Origin of the sequence: Paracoccus solventivorans (assembly GCF_900142875.1) — a bacterium.
GTDB lineage: Bacteria > Pseudomonadota > Alphaproteobacteria > Rhodobacterales > Rhodobacteraceae > Paracoccus > Paracoccus solventivorans.
This window is the reverse complement of sequence record NZ_FRCK01000001.1, coordinates 478,316-492,528: the sequence shown is the minus strand read 5'-3', so window position 1 is coordinate 492,528 and position 14,213 is coordinate 478,316. Positions and strand designations below refer to the sequence as shown.

Sequence of the window (14,213 nt, the reverse complement as noted above, 5' to 3'; positions counted from 1 at the left end):
GGGCCGCGCCGTTCAGGTTTCGTGCAGGCTCAGCCGCGTGCCCCACGGATCGCGCAGGGTGATCGCGCCGCCCGCGGCCTCGGGCCCGAGCCGGTCGGCAAGCGCCCGAAGCTCGGGGGCGTCGACGGTCAGGGCGACCTCGGCCAGCCCGGTGGTGCCCTCGCGCCGCGGGCCGGCGCCGCGGCTGTTCCAGATATTCGCGGCCAGATGGTGATGATACCCGTCCGCGCCGAAGAACAGCGCGCCCGGATAGCGGGTCATCACCGCCAGCCCCAGCGTGCCGGCATAGAACGCCTCGGCCTGGTCCAGATCGCCGACCCGCAGATGCACATGGCCGATGCTGCTGTCCGCGGGCAGCCCCGTGAAACGGGCGCGGCCGGCCTCGGCCGCCAGCGCGCGCAGATCCAGCGGCAGCGTCGCCATCGAGACGCTGCCGTCCGCCGCCAGCGGCCATTCGCCGCGTTCGCGGTCGCGGTAGATCTCGATGCCGTTGCCCTCGGGGTCGGTCAGATACAGCGCCTCGCTGACCAGATGGTCCGAGGCCCCGTCCAGCGCCACCCCCATCGCCAGCGCGTGCACCATCCAGTCCGCCAGCGCCGCGCGCGACGGCAGCAGGAAGGCGGTGTGGAACAGCCCGGCCTCGGAGCGGCTCGGGGGTTCGGCCCCGGGATCGTGACGCAGCTCCAGCAGCAGCCGGTCGCCGCAGCCCAGCAGGTGGCGCCGGCCGTTTTCGCCGTCCTCGTCGGCCAGCAGCCGCAGCCCGATCACGTCCTGGTAATAGCGGCTGAGCGTGTGCAGGTCGCGCACGGTCAGCGCGACCGCACCGATCCGCAGCGAGGCCGTGGCCGGCGCAGCGGCGGCGGGGTTCATCTCGGCCACGATACGCTCCTGAACTCGGACATTTTTCCTGCCCCTAAAGCTAGGTAGCCGCCCTGCGGGGTGCAAGGATTCCCCGTGCAGCCCGGCCATGCGCCCTGCCGCCGAGGAAGGGGAGTTTACTTTCCCGCCCGCAACGGCTGTTCTGCGCGGCGTTCCAATCTGCCGGGTGGGGCGATGATCTACCGACTTGCCACGGGTCTTGCCGGTCCCGCGCTGCGTGCGGTCGCGCCGCTGGCCGGCGGCGTGCTGCGCGAGCGGCTGGCGCTGGACGTGGCCGCGCAGCCGCCGGGCGCGATCTGGGTCCATGCCGCCAGCGTGGGAGAGCTGAACTCGGCCCGTGCCATCATCACGGCGCTGGCCGCGCATCATCCGGTGGTGGTGACGACGAACTCGACCACCGGGCGGGCGGTGGCGCGGGATTGGGGCCTGCAAGCGCATTTGGCGCCGCTGGACGTGCCGGGGGCGGTGCGCCGCTTTCTGGATGCGGCGCGGCCGGCGCTGATGGTGACGGTGGAAAACGAGATCTGGCCCAACCGCGCCGCCGAGGCCCGCCGCCGCGCCATCCCGCAGGCGGTGATCGGGGCGCGGATGTCGGAACGATCTGCCCGCGGCTGGGGGCGGGCGCGGGGGCTGATCGGGCCGGTGCTGGCCGGGCTCGACCTGCTGTCGGCGCAGGATGCGGGGACGGAAACGCGGCTGCGGGCGCTGGGGCTGCCGCAGGCGGCGCTGGCCGGGCGGCTGAACCTCAAGCTGCTGGGGCCGGCGGCGATCCGGCCGGGGCCGGAAAGCGCCTCGCGCGATCGGCTGTGGCTGGCGGCCTCGACCCATCCCGGGGAAGAAGAGGCGGTGCTGGCCGCCCATGCCGCGCTGGCGGCACGCATCCCGGGGCTGCGGCTGATCCTCGCCCCCCGCCACCCGCGCCGCGCAGACGAGGTGGCGGCGCTGGCGATCGCCGCCGGCTTCGCGCCCGAACGGCTGGGCGCGCGCGAGGTGGCGGCGGCCGGCGCCCCGCCCCTGCTGCTGATCGACCGGCTGGGGGCGCTGGGCGGCGCCTATGCCGCGGCCGGGGTCTGCCTGACCGGCGGCTCGCTGGCCGATCACGGCGGCCACACCCCTTGGGAACCCGCGGCCTGGCGCTGCGCGCTGCTGCACGGGCCGCATGTGGCCAATTTCCGCGCCGATTACGCGCTGCTGGATGCCGAGGGCGCGGCGCGGCTGGTGGCGCCGGGGACGCTGGCCGAGCGGCTGGGCGCGATCCTCGCCGACCCCGGCCGCCGCCGCGCCATGGGGCAGGCGGCGCGACGGGCGCTGGACGCCGCCGCCCCCGACCCGGGCCCGCTGGTCGCGCGGCTGCTGGCGCTGGCCGGGGGCGCGCGCGGGGACGCCGGCGCGGCCCCGGCCCGGCATCCGCAGGGGCCGAACAAGCTTGCGCGGCGCGGCCGCAATTCCGATATTCATGGTCCGGCAGGAGACCACGAATGATCCGTTACGCGCTGCGCTGCGACAAGGGGCATGATTTCGACAGCTGGTTCCGCTCGGCTGCGGCCTATGACGCGCTGAGCGGCGCCGGCCAGGTCAGCTGCGCCGTCTGCGGCAGCGTATCGGTGCAAAAGGCGCCGATGGCCCCCGCGGTGCCCGCCCGCGACGACCCGCGGGGCGCTGTTCCCGACAGCGGCGCAGAGGCTGCGCGCCCGCTGGAGCGGCCCGGATCGGCGGCCGAGGCGGCGCTGCAGGCGCTGCGCCGCCATGTCGAGGAGAACTCGGCCTATGTCGGCAGCGACTTCGCGACCACCGCGCGCGCCATGCACGCGGGCGACATCCCCGAACGCTCGATCCACGGCGAGGCGCGGCTGGACGAGGCCCGCAAGCTGATCGAGGACGGCGTCCCCGTCATGCCGCTGCCGTTCCGCACCACCCGCAAGCTGTCCTGAGGGGCGCCGGACCGGAGCTCTGCCCCGAGACCCGGGATGTTTCCGGCAAGATGAAGAGGGCCCGGCGGCTGCCGATTTGCCGCCGATGCCACTTGCCCCTGCGCCTGCGCTGCCCTATCAGCCCCCCGTTCCACCCGGCGACTGGAGGCTTTGGATGCCGCTTCTGGTGATGAAATTCGGCGGCACCTCGGTGGCCGATCTGGACCGCATCGCGAATGCGGCCAAGAAGGTCCAGCGCGAGGTCGAGCGCGGCTATGACGTGATCGTCATCGTCAGCGCCATGGCCGGCAGGACCAACGAGCTGGTCGGCTGGGTCGAGGGCACCTCGCGGCTGTACGACGCGCGCGAATACGACGCCGTGGTCGCGAGCGGAGAGAACGTCACCGCCGGGCTGATGGCGCTGCGCCTGCAGGAAATGGGCATCCCGGCGCGCAGCTGGCAGGGCTGGCAGGTGCCGATCAACACCACCGACCAGCACGGCTCTGCGCGGTTCGTGTCGATCCCGCGCCACAATATCGACCAGAAATTCGCCGAAGGGATGCGCGTGGCCGTGGTCGCCGGCTTCCAGGGGATCGCGCCGGACGGGCGCATCACCACGCTGGGCCGGGGCGGTTCGGACACCACCGCCGTCGCCTTTGCCGCCGCCTTCGGCGCCGAGCGCTGCGATACCTACACCGATGTCGACGGGGTCTACACCACCGACCCGCGGATCAGCGCCAAGGCCCGCAAGCTCGACCGCATCGCCTTTGAGGAGATGCTGGAGCTGGCCTCGCTGGGGGCCAAGGTGCTGCAGACCCGCTCGGTCGAGCTGGCGATGCGCTTCAAGGTGCCGCTGCGGGTGCTGTCGTCCTTTGACGAAACCGATGAGACCAGCGGCACGCTGGTGTGCGATGAGGATCAGATCATGGAAGCCAAGGTCGTCACAGGCATCGCCTATTCGCGGGACGAGGCCAAGATCACCCTGATTACCGTCGAGGACCGGCCCGGCATCTCGGCCGCCATCTTCGAGCCGCTGGCCGCGGCCGGGGTGAACGTGGACATGATCGTCCAGAACATCTCGGAAAAGAACTACGAGGATCACCCGGGCGCGGTGACCGACATGACCTTCTCGGTCCCGGTTGCGCAGGTGGAACACGCCCGCCGCGCGATGGAGGCCGCCCGCGCCGAGGGCAAGATCGCCTATGACGAGCTGAGCGTGGACACCGAGGTCGCCAAGGTCTCGGTCGTCGGCATCGGGATGCGCAGCCACGCCGGCGTCGCCGCGCGCATGTTCCGGGCGCTGGCGGACGAGAACATCAACATCAAGGTCATCTCGACCAGCGAGATCAAGATTTCGGTGCTGATCGACCGCAAGTATATGGAACTGGCCGTGCAGGCGCTGCATGATGCCTTTGAACTGGAAAAGGCCTGACGCCTGCCCGTCGGGCGGTTCCGGCCCGACACCGTAAGCAGAAGGCGCGCCGCAGATGCAGGATCGCACGGAAAGCGAATCGCGAAGGCTGCTGCGGCGGCTGCGCGACACGCTGGCCGCGCCGGGCGACGGCCAGGCGCGCCTGAACTCGATCACCCACCACATCGCCGATTCGATGCGGACGCAGGTGTGCTCGATCTACCTGTTCCGCGACCCCGACACGCTGGAACTGTGCGCGACCGAGGGGCTGCGCGCGCAGGCCGTCCACAAGACCCGGCTGCGGCTGGGCGAGGGGCTGGTGGGCCGCGTCGCCCGCACCGGCCAGCCGGTGAACACCGCCAACGCCCCGGCCCAGCCCGGTTTCCGCTACATGCCCGAGACCGGGGAAGAGGTGTTCCCCTCGTTCCTGGGGGTCCCGATCCAGCGCGTCGGTGAAAAGCTTGGGGTGCTGGTCGTCCAGTCCCGCGAGGCGCGGGAGTTTTCCGAGGACGAGGTCTACGGGCTGGAAGTCGCCGCCATGGTGCTGGCCGAGATGGCCGAGCTGGGGGCGTTCCTGGGCCATGGCGCCCGCCCCGAGCATCGGCTGGCGGCGGTGTTCCGCGGCGTCCCCGCGCAGGAGGGCGCGGCCGAGGGGCAGGTCTGGCTGCACGAGCCCCGCGTCGTCATCACCAACCCGGTCGGCGACGATCCCGAAAAGGAACGCGCCCGCCTGGCCGAGGCCGTCGCCATGCTGCGCCAGACCGTGGACGAGATGGTCAGCTCGGCCGATCTGGCCAGCGACGAGGGCCGCGGGGTGCTGGAGACCTATCGCATGTTCACCCGCTCGCGCAGCTGGCTGCGCCGGATGGAGGAGGACATCGACCTGGGGCTGTCGGCCGAGGCGGCGGTGGACAAGGAACAGTCCCATGCCCGCGCGCGGCTGGAAAGCACCGCCGACCCCTATCTGCGCGAGCGGCTGCACGACCTGGACGATCTGTGGAACCGGCTGCTGCGCATCCTCACCGGGCAGGGCCGCGACACCGGCATCCCGATGCCCGACAACCCGATCCTGGTCGCGCGCAACATCGGCCCGGCCGAGCTGCTGGAATACGGCCGGCGGCTGCGCGGGGTGGTGCTCGAGGACGGCTCGGTCGGCAGCCATGCGGCGATCGTGGCGCGGACGCTGGCGATTCCGCTGGTGGTCCACGCCGGGCGCATCACCGCCGAGGCGCTCAGCGGCGACACCATCCTGGTCGACGGCGACAGCGGCGTGGTGCATCTGCGCCCCGAGGACTCGGTGGCGGCGGCGTTCCGCGAACGCATCGCCATGCAGGCCAAGGCGATGCAGCGCTATGCCGGGCTGCGCGACCTGCCGGCGACGACCAAATGCGGCACCACCCTGCGGCTGTGCATGAATGCCGGGCTGATGGCGGACCTGCCCAGCCTGATCAGCTCGGGCGCCGAGGGGGTGGGGCTGTTCCGCACCGAGCTGCAGTTCCTGATCCGCACCCGCGTGCCGCAGCGGGCGGAGCTGGCGGCCTCGTACCGGCGGGTGATGGACAATGCCCGCGGCCGGCCGGTGGTGTTCCGCACGCTCGACATCGGCTCGGACAAGATCCTGCCCTATATGAAGCGGATCGAGGAACCCAACCCCGCCATGGGCTGGCGGGCGATCCGGGTCGGGCTGGACAAGCGCGGCGTGCTCAAGATGCAGCTGCAGGCGCTGATCCGCGCCGCCGCCGGGCGCGAGCTGAATGTGATGTTCCCGTTCATCGCCGACGGCGACGAGTTCGCCTGCGCCCGGGGGATGCTGACCGAGCAGTTGGAGCGCGAAGCGGCGCTGGGCCACCAGATGCCGACCGCCGTCAAGGTCGGCGCGATGCTGGAAACGCCGTCGCTGGCCTTTGCCTCGGACGGGTTCTTCCGCAGCTGCGACTTCATCTCGATCGGGGGCAACGACCTCAAGCAGTTCTTCTTTGCCGCCGACCGCGAGAACGAGCGGGTGCGGCGGCGCTATGACACGCTGTCGCTGCCCTATCTGGGGTTCATCGAGATGATCGTCCACCGCTGCGCCGAACATGGCGTGCCGCTGAGCTTCTGCGGCGAGGATGCCGGCCGCCCGCCCGAGGCCGCGGTGCTGGCGGCGCTGGGGCTGCGCACGCTGTCGATGCGTCCGGCCTCGATCGGGCCGGTCAAGGCGCTGCTGCGCAGCATCGACCTGACCGCCCTGCGCGAGGTGATCGAAGAGGGGCGCGCCCTGGGCGTGACCTGCCTGCGCCCGGCGGTCACGCGCTTCCTGGCCGACGCAGGCTAGTCCGCCGCACAGCCCGCCAACGCCGCCCCGATCGAGCGGATCAGCGCCGGATACATCTGCGGCCCCGGCGGGATCTGCGCGCCGATCGGGTCCAGCACCGCGGTCGCCACGTCGCGCCCCTGGAACACCGTGGCGATCAGGTCGGGGTCGAACTGCGGCTCGGTCAGGGCGCAGGTCACCCCCATCTCGGCGGTGCGCTCGCGCAGCTCGGCGATGCGGGCGGGGCCGGGGGCCGAGGCGTCGCTGATCGCGATGGCGCCGCTCGCGGGCAGGCCGAAGCGGTTTTCGAAATACTGATAGGCGTCATGAAAGACGACATAGCGCAGCCCGTCGAGCGGCGCGACCTCGGCGCTTGTGTCGGCGGTGGCCGCGTCGATTTCCGCGGCGGCCCCGGCGGCGTTGGCGCGGTAGAGCGCGGCGTTGCCCGGATCGGCCTCGGCCAGCGCGGCAGCGATGGTGTCCAGCCAGAGCTTGCCGTTCTCGGGGTCCAGCCAGGCGTGGGGGTCGGTGGCGCCGTGGTCGTGGCTGCCCCCGTCGTCATGCCCATCGTGATCATGATCATGATCCTGGTCATGGTCGTGATCGTGGTCGCTATGATCGTCGTGATCGTCCGGCGCGGCGTGGTCGTCGTGCGAATGCGCCTCGAACAGGGCGCTGCTGCGGGTGGGCAGAACGGTGGTGCCGGGGCTGTGCAGCAGGTCGATGCGGGTGGCCGTGCCGGCCAGCGTCGCCAGCGGTCGGTCCAGCCAGGGCGCCAGCTCCGGCCCCACCGTCACCACGATCTGCGCCGCTTGCAGCGACTGCGCATCCGACGGCCGCAGCGCGTGGAAATGCGGCGAGGCGCCGGGCGGGACCAGCAGCGCCGGCTCGCCCACCCCCTGCATCACCCGCGCCACCAGCGAATGCACCGGGGCGATATCGGCCACCACGCGCGGTGGTTCGGCCGCGGCGGGGGCGGCCAGGGCGGCAAGGACAAGGGCTAAAAGGGGACGTGACATTTCGCGGGCTCCGCATTAGATTGCCTGGATGAGTTATATTATAACAGAACACCCGTCAACGCGGCGTTCCCCGGCGACCGGAGGGCCGGACCATGCATGACCACGACAGCTGCATCCGCGCAGCCCTTTCCCATGCCGAAAGCCATTGCGCGCGCGAAGGGGTGCAGCTGACCCCGGTGCGGCGTCGCGTGCTGGAAATCCTGCTGGAAGAACACCGCGCGCTGGGCGCCTATGAGATCCTCGACCGCCTGCGGGACGAAGGTCTGGGCGGGCAGCCGCCGGTGGTCTATCGGGCGCTGGATTTTCTGATCCGCGCCGGGCTGGTGCACCGGATCGAGACGCTGAACGCATTCGCCGCCTGCGCCCATGCCGGCGAGGGCCATGTGCCGGTGTTCCTGATCTGCCGCCAGTGCCGCCACGTGATCGAGACCCCGGCCCCCGCCGGCGGCCAGCTGGAACGCGCCGCCGAGGGCGCGGGATTCGCCATCGAGACCACCGTGCGCGAGGCCGAGGGGCTCTGCGCCGATTGCCGGACCGCGGCATGAGCGGGGGGGCGGCGCCTCTGGTCACGCTGTCCGGCGTGGCGGTCGAGCTGGGCGGGCAGGAAATCCTGCGCGACATCGACCTGAGCATCCGGCGGGGCGAGATCGTGACCGTGGTCGGGCCGAACGGCTCGGGCAAGACCACCTTGATGCGGACCATCATCGGCGCCGTCGCGCCTTCGCGCGGGCAGGTGACCCGGGCGCCGGGGCTGCGGCTGAGCTATGTGCCGCAGCGGCTGGCGGTCGATCCCACCATGCCGATGACGCTGGGCCGGTTCATGAACCTGCCGCGCCGGCGCGATGCCGCCACCATTGCCGCGGCGCTGGACCGCGCCGGGCTGGCCGGGCTGGAGCGGCGGCCGGTCACCGGGCTGTCGGGCGGGCAGATGCAGCGGGCGCTGCTGGCGCGGGCGCTGCTGAACGACCCCGAGCTGCTGATCCTGGACGAGGGCACCGCCGGGCTGGACCAGCCCGGGGTCGCGTCCTTTTATGCGCGGATCGAGCAGGTGAACGCCGACACCGGCTGCGCGGTGCTGATGGTCAGCCATGATCTGCAGATCGTGATGCGGGCCTCGGACCACGTGGTCTGCCTGAACCGGCATATCTGCTGCGAGGGCACCCCGGAAACCGTGTCGCTGTCGCCTGCCTATCGCGGGCTGTTCGGGGCGGCCGGGGCCGGGTCGGTGGCGCTGTATCGCCACCATCATGACCACAGCCACGACGACGGCCTGCCCTGCGCCGGTCATGACGAGGATGCCGCCTGATGCTGGATGATTTCATGGTCCGCGCCGCGCTGGCGGCGGTCGGGCTGGCGGTTGCCTGCGCGCCGCTGGGCTGTTTCGTGGTCTGGCGGCGGATGGCCTATTTCGGCGACGCCACCGCCCACGCAGCGCTGCTGGGGGTGGCGCTGTCGCTGGCGTGGTCGCTGCCGCTGTTCGGGGCGGTGATCGTGGTGGCGCTGGCGATGGCGGCGCTGGTGGCGGGGCTGTCCGGGCGGCAGTCGGTCGACACCGCGCTGGGGGTGCTGTCGCATGGCGCGCTGGCCGCGGGGCTGGTCGCGGTCAGCTTCGTGCAGGGGGTGCGGACCGACCTCAACGCCTATCTGTTCGGCGACATCCTGTCGGTGACTCGCGCCGATCTGGCGCTGATCTGGGCGGGCGCGGCGGCGGTGGTGGCGCTGGTCGCCTGGCGCTGGTCGGCGCTGCTTTTGTCCACGCTGTCGCCCGAGATGGCGGTCGCCGACGGCATCCGCCCGCGGGCCGAGCAATGGGTGCTGAACATCGCGCTGGCGCTGGTGGTGGCGGCCGGGATCCGCATCGTCGGGGCGCTGCTGGTCAGCGCCTTCCTGATCATCCCCGCCGCCGCGGCGCGGCCGCTGTCGCGCTCGCCCGAGGCGATGGCCGTCGCCACCGCCCTGATCGGGGCGGCCGCAGGTCTGGGGGGCTTGGGTGCGGCGTTCCGGCTGGACACGCCGACCGGCCCGACCATCGTCTGCGCCGCCGCTGCGATCTTTGCGCTGGCGGTGCTGTTTGCCGGGGGGCGGCGCCGGGCCGGGGCCTGAGCGTTGCCGCTGCGCGTGTTTGGCACCTCTGGCGCTGGCTTCGCTGCCGGAGCCTCCGGCGGGGATATTTGCGGACAGAAGATTTCCCGGTTGCGGCTATACTGCGCGCAGGGAGTGGCCGAATCATGCACACACGCCATCACGCCGACCGCGTGATCGAGCGGACGCGCGCGTCCGACGACCTGACGCCCCTGACCGCGAGTTGGCGGCGTTCCGCCCTGCGCCACGGGCTGGATCCGGCGGTGGCGCTGCGGGCGCCGCGGCTGACCGGTGCCGAGCTGGCGCATCGCCGCGAGGCGCTGGAGCGGCTCTTGCACGTTGCCGCCGCCCCCATCGACGAGCTGTTCCGGCTGGTCGGCAGGTCCGGCTGCGCCGTGGTGCTGACCGATGCGCAGGGGATCGTTCTGGACCGCCGCGCCGCGCCCGGGGACGCGCTGGATTTCGACGGCTGGGCGCTGGCCCCGGGGGCCGACTGGTCCGAGGCCGCGCAGGGCACCAACGGCATCGGCACCTGTCTGGTCGAGGGGCGCGGCGTGGTCATCCACCGGGACGAGCATTTCCTGTCCTCGAACATCGCGCTCAGCTGCATCGACGCGCCGATCCACGGGCCGGACGGGCAGTTGCTGGCGGCGCTGGACGTGTCGAGCGCGCGCGACGATGCCTCGCGCGAGATCACCGCGCTGATCGCCGCCACCGTCGGGCAATATGCGCGGCGGATCGAGGCGGCATGGTTCCGCGCCGCCTTTCCCGGCACCCGCACCGTGGTAGCGGGCGAGGGAATCGAGGCGCTGGTGGCCGTCGATCGCGACGATCTTGCCGTGGGCGCCACCCGCGCGGCGCGCCGCGCGCTGGGGCTGCCCAAGACCGGCGCCCTGCACCCGCAGCCGCTGTCGGACCTGCTGGCCCGCGCGCAGGGGCAGGACGCCGAGCCGGGGGGGCTGGTCCGCGCCGAGCGTGCGGCGGTGGTGCGGGCCCTGGCGCGGTCGGGCGGCAATGTCACCGCCGCCGCCCGTGCGCTGGGGGTGGGGCGGGCCACGCTGTACCGGCGGATGCGGCGGCTGGGGATCGAATCCCCGACGCAATCCCCCCTCCAGTCCCGGGATTGAGACAGTCCCGCCGCCGAAATCCCGCGCCCCTGTTGACCGGGCGCGCCCCCATCCCGCAGCATGATGGCGCCCGGATGCGAGGAGCCGGGCCGTATTCGCTTTCAGGGGAGGAGCAGACATGCCCAACGACCAGGCGCATGAGTTCAAGGGCGTCGGGGTGATGCCGTTCGCCAGCCGCTACGACAATTATATCGGCGGCAAATGGGTGGCGCCGAACGCCGGCCGCTACTTTGAAAACACCACGCCGATCACCGGCGCCAAGATGGGCGACATCGCCCGTTCCGACGCATCCGACGTGAACGCCGCGCTGGATGCGGCCCATGCCGCCGCCGACCGCTGGGGCCGGACCAGCCCGCAGGAGCGGTCGCAGATCCTGCTGAAGATCGCCGACCGGATGGAGCAGAACCTGGAACTGCTGGCCACCGCCGAGACCTGGGACAACGGCAAGCCGATCCGCGAGACCATGGCCGCCGACGTGCCGCTGGCCATCGACCATTTCCGTTATTTCGCCGGCGTTCTGCGCGCGCAGGAAGGCACGCTGTCGCAGATCGACGACAACACCGTCGCCTATCACTTCCACGAGCCGCTGGGCGTCGTCGGCCAGATCATCCCGTGGAACTTTCCGCTGCTGATGGCCTGCTGGAAACTGGCGCCGGCGCTGGCGGCGGGCAACTGCGTGGTGCTGAAGCCGGCGGAACAGACCCCGGCCTCGATCATGGTGTGGATCGAGACGGTGGGCGACCTGCTACCGCCCGGGGTGCTGAACATCGTCAACGGGTTCGGGCTGGAAGCCGGCAAGCCGCTGGCCTCGTCGAACCGCATCGCCAAGATCGCGTTTACCGGCGAGACCTCGACCGGGCGGCTGATCATGCAATACGCGGCCGAGAACCTGATCCCGGTCACGCTGGAACTGGGCGGCAAGTCGCCCAACGTGTTCTTTGCCGACGTGGCGCGCGAGGATGACGAGTTCTTCGACAAGGCGCTGGAAGGTTTCGCGATGTTCGCGCTGAACCAGGGCGAGGTCTGCACCTGCCCCTCGCGCGTGCTGATCCAGGAATCGATCTATGACCGCTTCATGGAAAAGGCGGTGGCGCGGGTGCAGGCGATCAAGCAGGGCGACCCGCGGCAGGCCGACACCATGATCGGCGCGCAGGCCAGCAAGGAACAGCACGACAAGATCCTGTCCTATCTGGACATCGGCCGCGCCGAGGGCGCCGAGGTGGTGACCGGGGGCGAGGCGGCGGACCTTGGGGGCGAGCTGTCCCAGGGCTACTACGTCAAGCCGACGATCTTCCGCGGCAACAACAAGATGCGGATATTCCAGGAGGAAATCTTCGGCCCCGTGGTGTCCGTCACCACCTTCAAGGACGAGGCCGAGGCGCTCGAGATCGCCAATGACACGCTCTATGGGCTGGGCTCGGGGGTGTGGAGCCGCGACATGAACACCTGCTATCGCATGGGTCGCGGGATCAAGGCCGGCCGGGTCTGGGTGAACAACTATCACGCCTATCCGGCGCATTCCGCCTTTGGCGGCTACAAGCAGTCGGGCATCGGGCGTGAGACCCACAAGATGATGCTGGACCACTATCAGCAGACCAAGAACATGCTGGTCAGCTACTCGCCCTCGAAGCTGGGCTTCTTCTGATGCGATTTGCGCCGCGGGGTCCGTCCCTGCGGCGCAGCCCGTTCAGCGCAGCCCGTGCAGCGCGATGCCGCGCGTCGCGGTCGGGGCCAGGCGCCGGCGCAGGTCGGCGCTAACCGCGTCGGGCAGATACAGGTAGTCCCAGGAATACTGGCCCATGCGGAACAGCCCGGCGAAATCGCCGACCTCGACCGCGCCGTCCATGAAATTGCAGATCCCTTCGGCCCGCAGCTCGCCGATCATGCGGTTGGCGTGGACCGGGGTCATCCCGCAGGCCTCGCCCAGGTCGCTTTGCGTCAGCGGCAGCTCGAAACGATCGGTGGCGCACAGGCCGCGGACATATTGCCGCACCAGCATCTCGCAGAAGAAATTGGCGATCCGCGCCAGCCCCGGCAGCCGCCCGATGCGGAAGATCCAGTAGCGGCTGATCGCCGAATCCAGCAGGGTCAGCTGCCACAGCCGGCACAGAAGCTCGGGCGAGGTGGCTTCGAGCGTGCCCAGCTGGTCATGGCTGATCGACTGCAGCCGCACGCTGTTGATCGAATCGATGTCGTGGTCCAGCCGCCCCAGCGCAAAGCTGCTGAGCCCGGCGAAATCGCCCGGGATCAGCACCCCGATGAACTGCCGCCGCCCCGAGCGGTCCAGCCGATAGCGCGCCGCAAAACCGCGCTGAATGTAAAGCGCGCCGGTTCGGGCGACATTGGCCCGCAGGATCCGCTGTCGCGGGTTCAGCTGCCGCGGCGCGCCCATCACTGCGGCAAGCTGCGCCCCGGCCTCTTGGTCGAACAACCCGGGATAGGCCAGGTGAAGTTCCATGGTCAGACCGCCTTCTCGAAAACCGAATACCATTATGACAAGAACAGTTCATGACAGGGACGGCATGTCAAATTCGCCGGTCATGAGATTGCCAATATGCAGATCGCGCCGCGCCGGTTCAATGCGGCGGCAACGAAATCCGGCCGGTTTCGTCCAAAAATCTTCAGAACCTGCCGGTGGACCAGTCCCCCGCGCCGGTGCCGGGAAACGCACCGTCCGCGGACTCGAACCCGGGTTCGGGGCCCAGGCTGGCCATCGGCACCGCCAGCATGATGCGCAGCCCGCGCGGGGTGAAATCCCATTCAGCGCGGCCATCCAGCTGATATGCCAACAGGTTTTCCATCACCGTCACCCCGAAGCCGCGCCGGTGCGGCGGCGGCAGCTGGCCACGTTCGGTCCAGTCGATGCGCAGTTCGGGACCGCCGGCCGCGTCCTCGTCGATCTGCCAGCCGATATGCAGCTGCCCGCCGTCCTCGCTGCCCAGCACCCCGTGCTGGAACGAGTTGGCGACCATTTCCTGGATCACCAGCCCCAGCGTCTGCGCGGCGGTGGCGGGCAGGATGATGCGGGGGCCGCTGATCAGCCGCGCGCCGCCGCCGTGATAGGCGCCCTGCGCCTCGAGCTCGTCCTCGATCAGCCCGCGCAGGGTAAAGGTCTGGTCGGGGTCGCGCACCAGCGCGCCGATGACGCGGTGGATGCTGTCCAGCCGGGTTTCCAGATGCAGCACGTAGTCTTCCAGGCTCTCGGCGGTCTCGGCCGAGCGGCGGACCACCGAGCGCACCAGCAGCATCGAGTTGGTGATCTGGTGCATCAGCCGGTGCAGCAGCGCCTGCGCGTCGCGGTCGGCCGGGATGGGGTTGCCGATATGCGGGCCCAGCCCGGGATTCCGGTCGGCAAGGGGCGGTCCGGACGACGGCTGGAACGGTTGCATCGGGGTTCTCCTTCGGAAAGCCAGCCTTGCGCGGAAGCGGGGCGGCTTCAACCATGACCCGGTAGAATCACGGCAAAGTCAGGCGGATTTGCACTGTAATTTG

Annotated in this window: 13 protein-coding genes; 9 read left to right on the top strand and 4 right to left on the bottom strand. The window is 70.8% G+C overall.

The genetic code is table 11. The features are described 5' to 3' along the window. Window positions 1-12 precede the first annotated feature (12 nt). Window positions 13-870 (bottom strand): VOC family protein, encoded by an 858-nt coding sequence (locus BUB57_RS02490; protein ID WP_073061459.1) that lies wholly within the window; start codon window positions 868-870, stop codon window positions 13-15. Window positions 871-1,053: 183 nt separating this feature from the next. Between BUB57_RS02490 and BUB57_RS02485 the strand changes: the two genes are divergently transcribed. The 4 genes from BUB57_RS02485 (at window position 1,054) to ptsP (ending at window position 6,514) form a co-directional block, all read left to right on the top strand. Then, the gene (locus tag BUB57_RS02485; RefSeq protein WP_073061456.1) at window positions 1,054-2,361 is read left to right on the top strand and encodes a 3-deoxy-D-manno-octulosonic acid transferase; all 1,308 of its coding nucleotides are present in this window, start codon (window positions 1,054-1,056) and stop codon (window positions 2,359-2,361) included. Next, a complete protein-coding gene (locus tag BUB57_RS02480; protein ID WP_073061453.1) occupies window positions 2,358-2,810 on the top strand; it encodes a DUF1178 family protein in 453 nt (150 codons plus the stop codon). The genes BUB57_RS02485 and BUB57_RS02480 overlap by 4 nt, the downstream gene beginning before the upstream one ends. A gap of 154 nt (window positions 2,811-2,964) precedes the next feature. Then, the gene (locus BUB57_RS02475; RefSeq protein ID WP_073061451.1) at window positions 2,965-4,221 is read left to right on the top strand and encodes an aspartate kinase; all 1,257 of its coding nucleotides are present in this window, start codon (window positions 2,965-2,967) and stop codon (window positions 4,219-4,221) included. A gap of 55 nt (window positions 4,222-4,276) precedes the next feature. Further along, window positions 4,277-6,514 carry a phosphoenolpyruvate--protein phosphotransferase gene (gene ptsP / locus BUB57_RS02470; protein WP_073061449.1) on the top strand — a complete coding sequence of 746 codons (2,238 nt, stop codon included), beginning with the start codon at window positions 4,277-4,279 and terminating at the stop codon, window positions 6,512-6,514. Here ptsP and BUB57_RS02465 read toward each other — a convergent pair. Continuing rightward, window positions 6,511-7,512 carry a zinc ABC transporter substrate-binding protein gene (locus tag BUB57_RS02465; RefSeq protein WP_073061447.1) on the bottom strand — a complete coding sequence of 334 codons (1,002 nt, stop codon included), beginning with the start codon at window positions 7,510-7,512 and terminating at the stop codon, window positions 6,511-6,513. The two genes, ptsP and BUB57_RS02465, sit on opposite strands and share 4 nt — an antisense overlap. Window positions 7,513-7,604: 92 nt before the next feature. Here BUB57_RS02465 and BUB57_RS02460 point away from each other — a divergent pair, with 92 nt between their 5' ends. The 5 genes from BUB57_RS02460 (at window position 7,605) to adh (ending at window position 12,366) form a co-directional block, all read left to right on the top strand. Next, complete coding sequence (locus tag BUB57_RS02460; RefSeq protein WP_073061444.1) at window positions 7,605-8,057, top strand: Fur family transcriptional regulator; 453 nt, start codon at window positions 7,605-7,607, stop codon at window positions 8,055-8,057. Then, window positions 8,054-8,818 carry a metal ABC transporter ATP-binding protein gene (locus BUB57_RS02455; protein WP_073061442.1) on the top strand — a complete coding sequence of 255 codons (765 nt, stop codon included), beginning with the start codon at window positions 8,054-8,056 and terminating at the stop codon, window positions 8,816-8,818. Before BUB57_RS02460 ends, BUB57_RS02455 begins: the two co-directional genes overlap by 4 nt. Next, the gene (locus BUB57_RS02450; RefSeq protein ID WP_073061440.1) at window positions 8,818-9,615 is read left to right on the top strand and encodes a metal ABC transporter permease; all 798 of its coding nucleotides are present in this window, start codon (window positions 8,818-8,820) and stop codon (window positions 9,613-9,615) included. The genes BUB57_RS02455 and BUB57_RS02450 overlap by 1 nt, the downstream gene beginning before the upstream one ends. Window positions 9,616-9,740: 125 nt before the next feature. Then, window positions 9,741-10,721 (top strand): GAF domain-containing protein, encoded by a 981-nt coding sequence (locus tag BUB57_RS02445; RefSeq protein WP_073061438.1) that lies wholly within the window; start codon window positions 9,741-9,743, stop codon window positions 10,719-10,721. Between the two features lie 118 nt (window positions 10,722-10,839). Beyond that, window positions 10,840-12,366 carry an aldehyde dehydrogenase gene (gene adh, locus BUB57_RS02440; RefSeq protein ID WP_073061436.1) on the top strand — a complete coding sequence of 509 codons (1,527 nt, stop codon included), beginning with the start codon at window positions 10,840-10,842 and terminating at the stop codon, window positions 12,364-12,366. 42 nt (window positions 12,367-12,408) lie between these two features. Here the strand turns inward: adh and BUB57_RS02435 are convergent, their stop codons facing one another. Next, on the bottom strand, window positions 12,409-13,179 hold the full coding sequence (locus tag BUB57_RS02435; RefSeq protein ID WP_073061433.1) for a Crp/Fnr family transcriptional regulator: 771 nt from the start codon (window positions 13,177-13,179) through the stop codon (window positions 12,409-12,411). A gap of 163 nt (window positions 13,180-13,342) precedes the next feature. After that, window positions 13,343-14,110 carry a sensor histidine kinase gene (locus BUB57_RS02430; RefSeq protein ID WP_073061429.1) on the bottom strand — a complete coding sequence of 256 codons (768 nt, stop codon included), beginning with the start codon at window positions 14,108-14,110 and terminating at the stop codon, window positions 13,343-13,345. Window positions 14,111-14,213: the final 103 nt, after the last annotated feature.

Coding starts and splice junctions, on each gene's coding strand:
- BUB57_RS02490 (WP_073061459.1), bottom strand. CDS start 870: ATGAACCCCGCCGCCGCTGCGCCGGCCACGGCCTCGCTGCGGATCGGT.
- BUB57_RS02485 (WP_073061456.1), top strand. CDS start 1,054: ATGATCTACCGACTTGCCACGGGTCTTGCCGGTCCCGCGCTGCGTGCG.
- BUB57_RS02480 (WP_073061453.1), top strand. CDS start 2,358: ATGATCCGTTACGCGCTGCGCTGCGACAAGGGGCATGATTTCGACAGC.
- BUB57_RS02475 (WP_073061451.1), top strand. CDS start 2,965: ATGCCGCTTCTGGTGATGAAATTCGGCGGCACCTCGGTGGCCGATCTG.
- ptsP (WP_073061449.1), top strand. CDS start 4,277: ATGCAGGATCGCACGGAAAGCGAATCGCGAAGGCTGCTGCGGCGGCTG.
- BUB57_RS02465 (WP_073061447.1), bottom strand. CDS start 7,512: ATGTCACGTCCCCTTTTAGCCCTTGTCCTTGCCGCCCTGGCCGCCCCC.
- BUB57_RS02460 (WP_073061444.1), top strand. CDS start 7,605: ATGCATGACCACGACAGCTGCATCCGCGCAGCCCTTTCCCATGCCGAA.
- BUB57_RS02455 (WP_073061442.1), top strand. CDS start 8,054: ATGAGCGGGGGGGCGGCGCCTCTGGTCACGCTGTCCGGCGTGGCGGTC.
- BUB57_RS02450 (WP_073061440.1), top strand. CDS start 8,818: ATGCTGGATGATTTCATGGTCCGCGCCGCGCTGGCGGCGGTCGGGCTG.
- BUB57_RS02445 (WP_073061438.1), top strand. CDS start 9,741: ATGCACACACGCCATCACGCCGACCGCGTGATCGAGCGGACGCGCGCG.
- adh (WP_073061436.1), top strand. CDS start 10,840: ATGCCCAACGACCAGGCGCATGAGTTCAAGGGCGTCGGGGTGATGCCG.
- BUB57_RS02435 (WP_073061433.1), bottom strand. CDS start 13,179: ATGGAACTTCACCTGGCCTATCCCGGGTTGTTCGACCAAGAGGCCGGG.
- BUB57_RS02430 (WP_073061429.1), bottom strand. CDS start 14,110: ATGCAACCGTTCCAGCCGTCGTCCGGACCGCCCCTTGCCGACCGGAAT.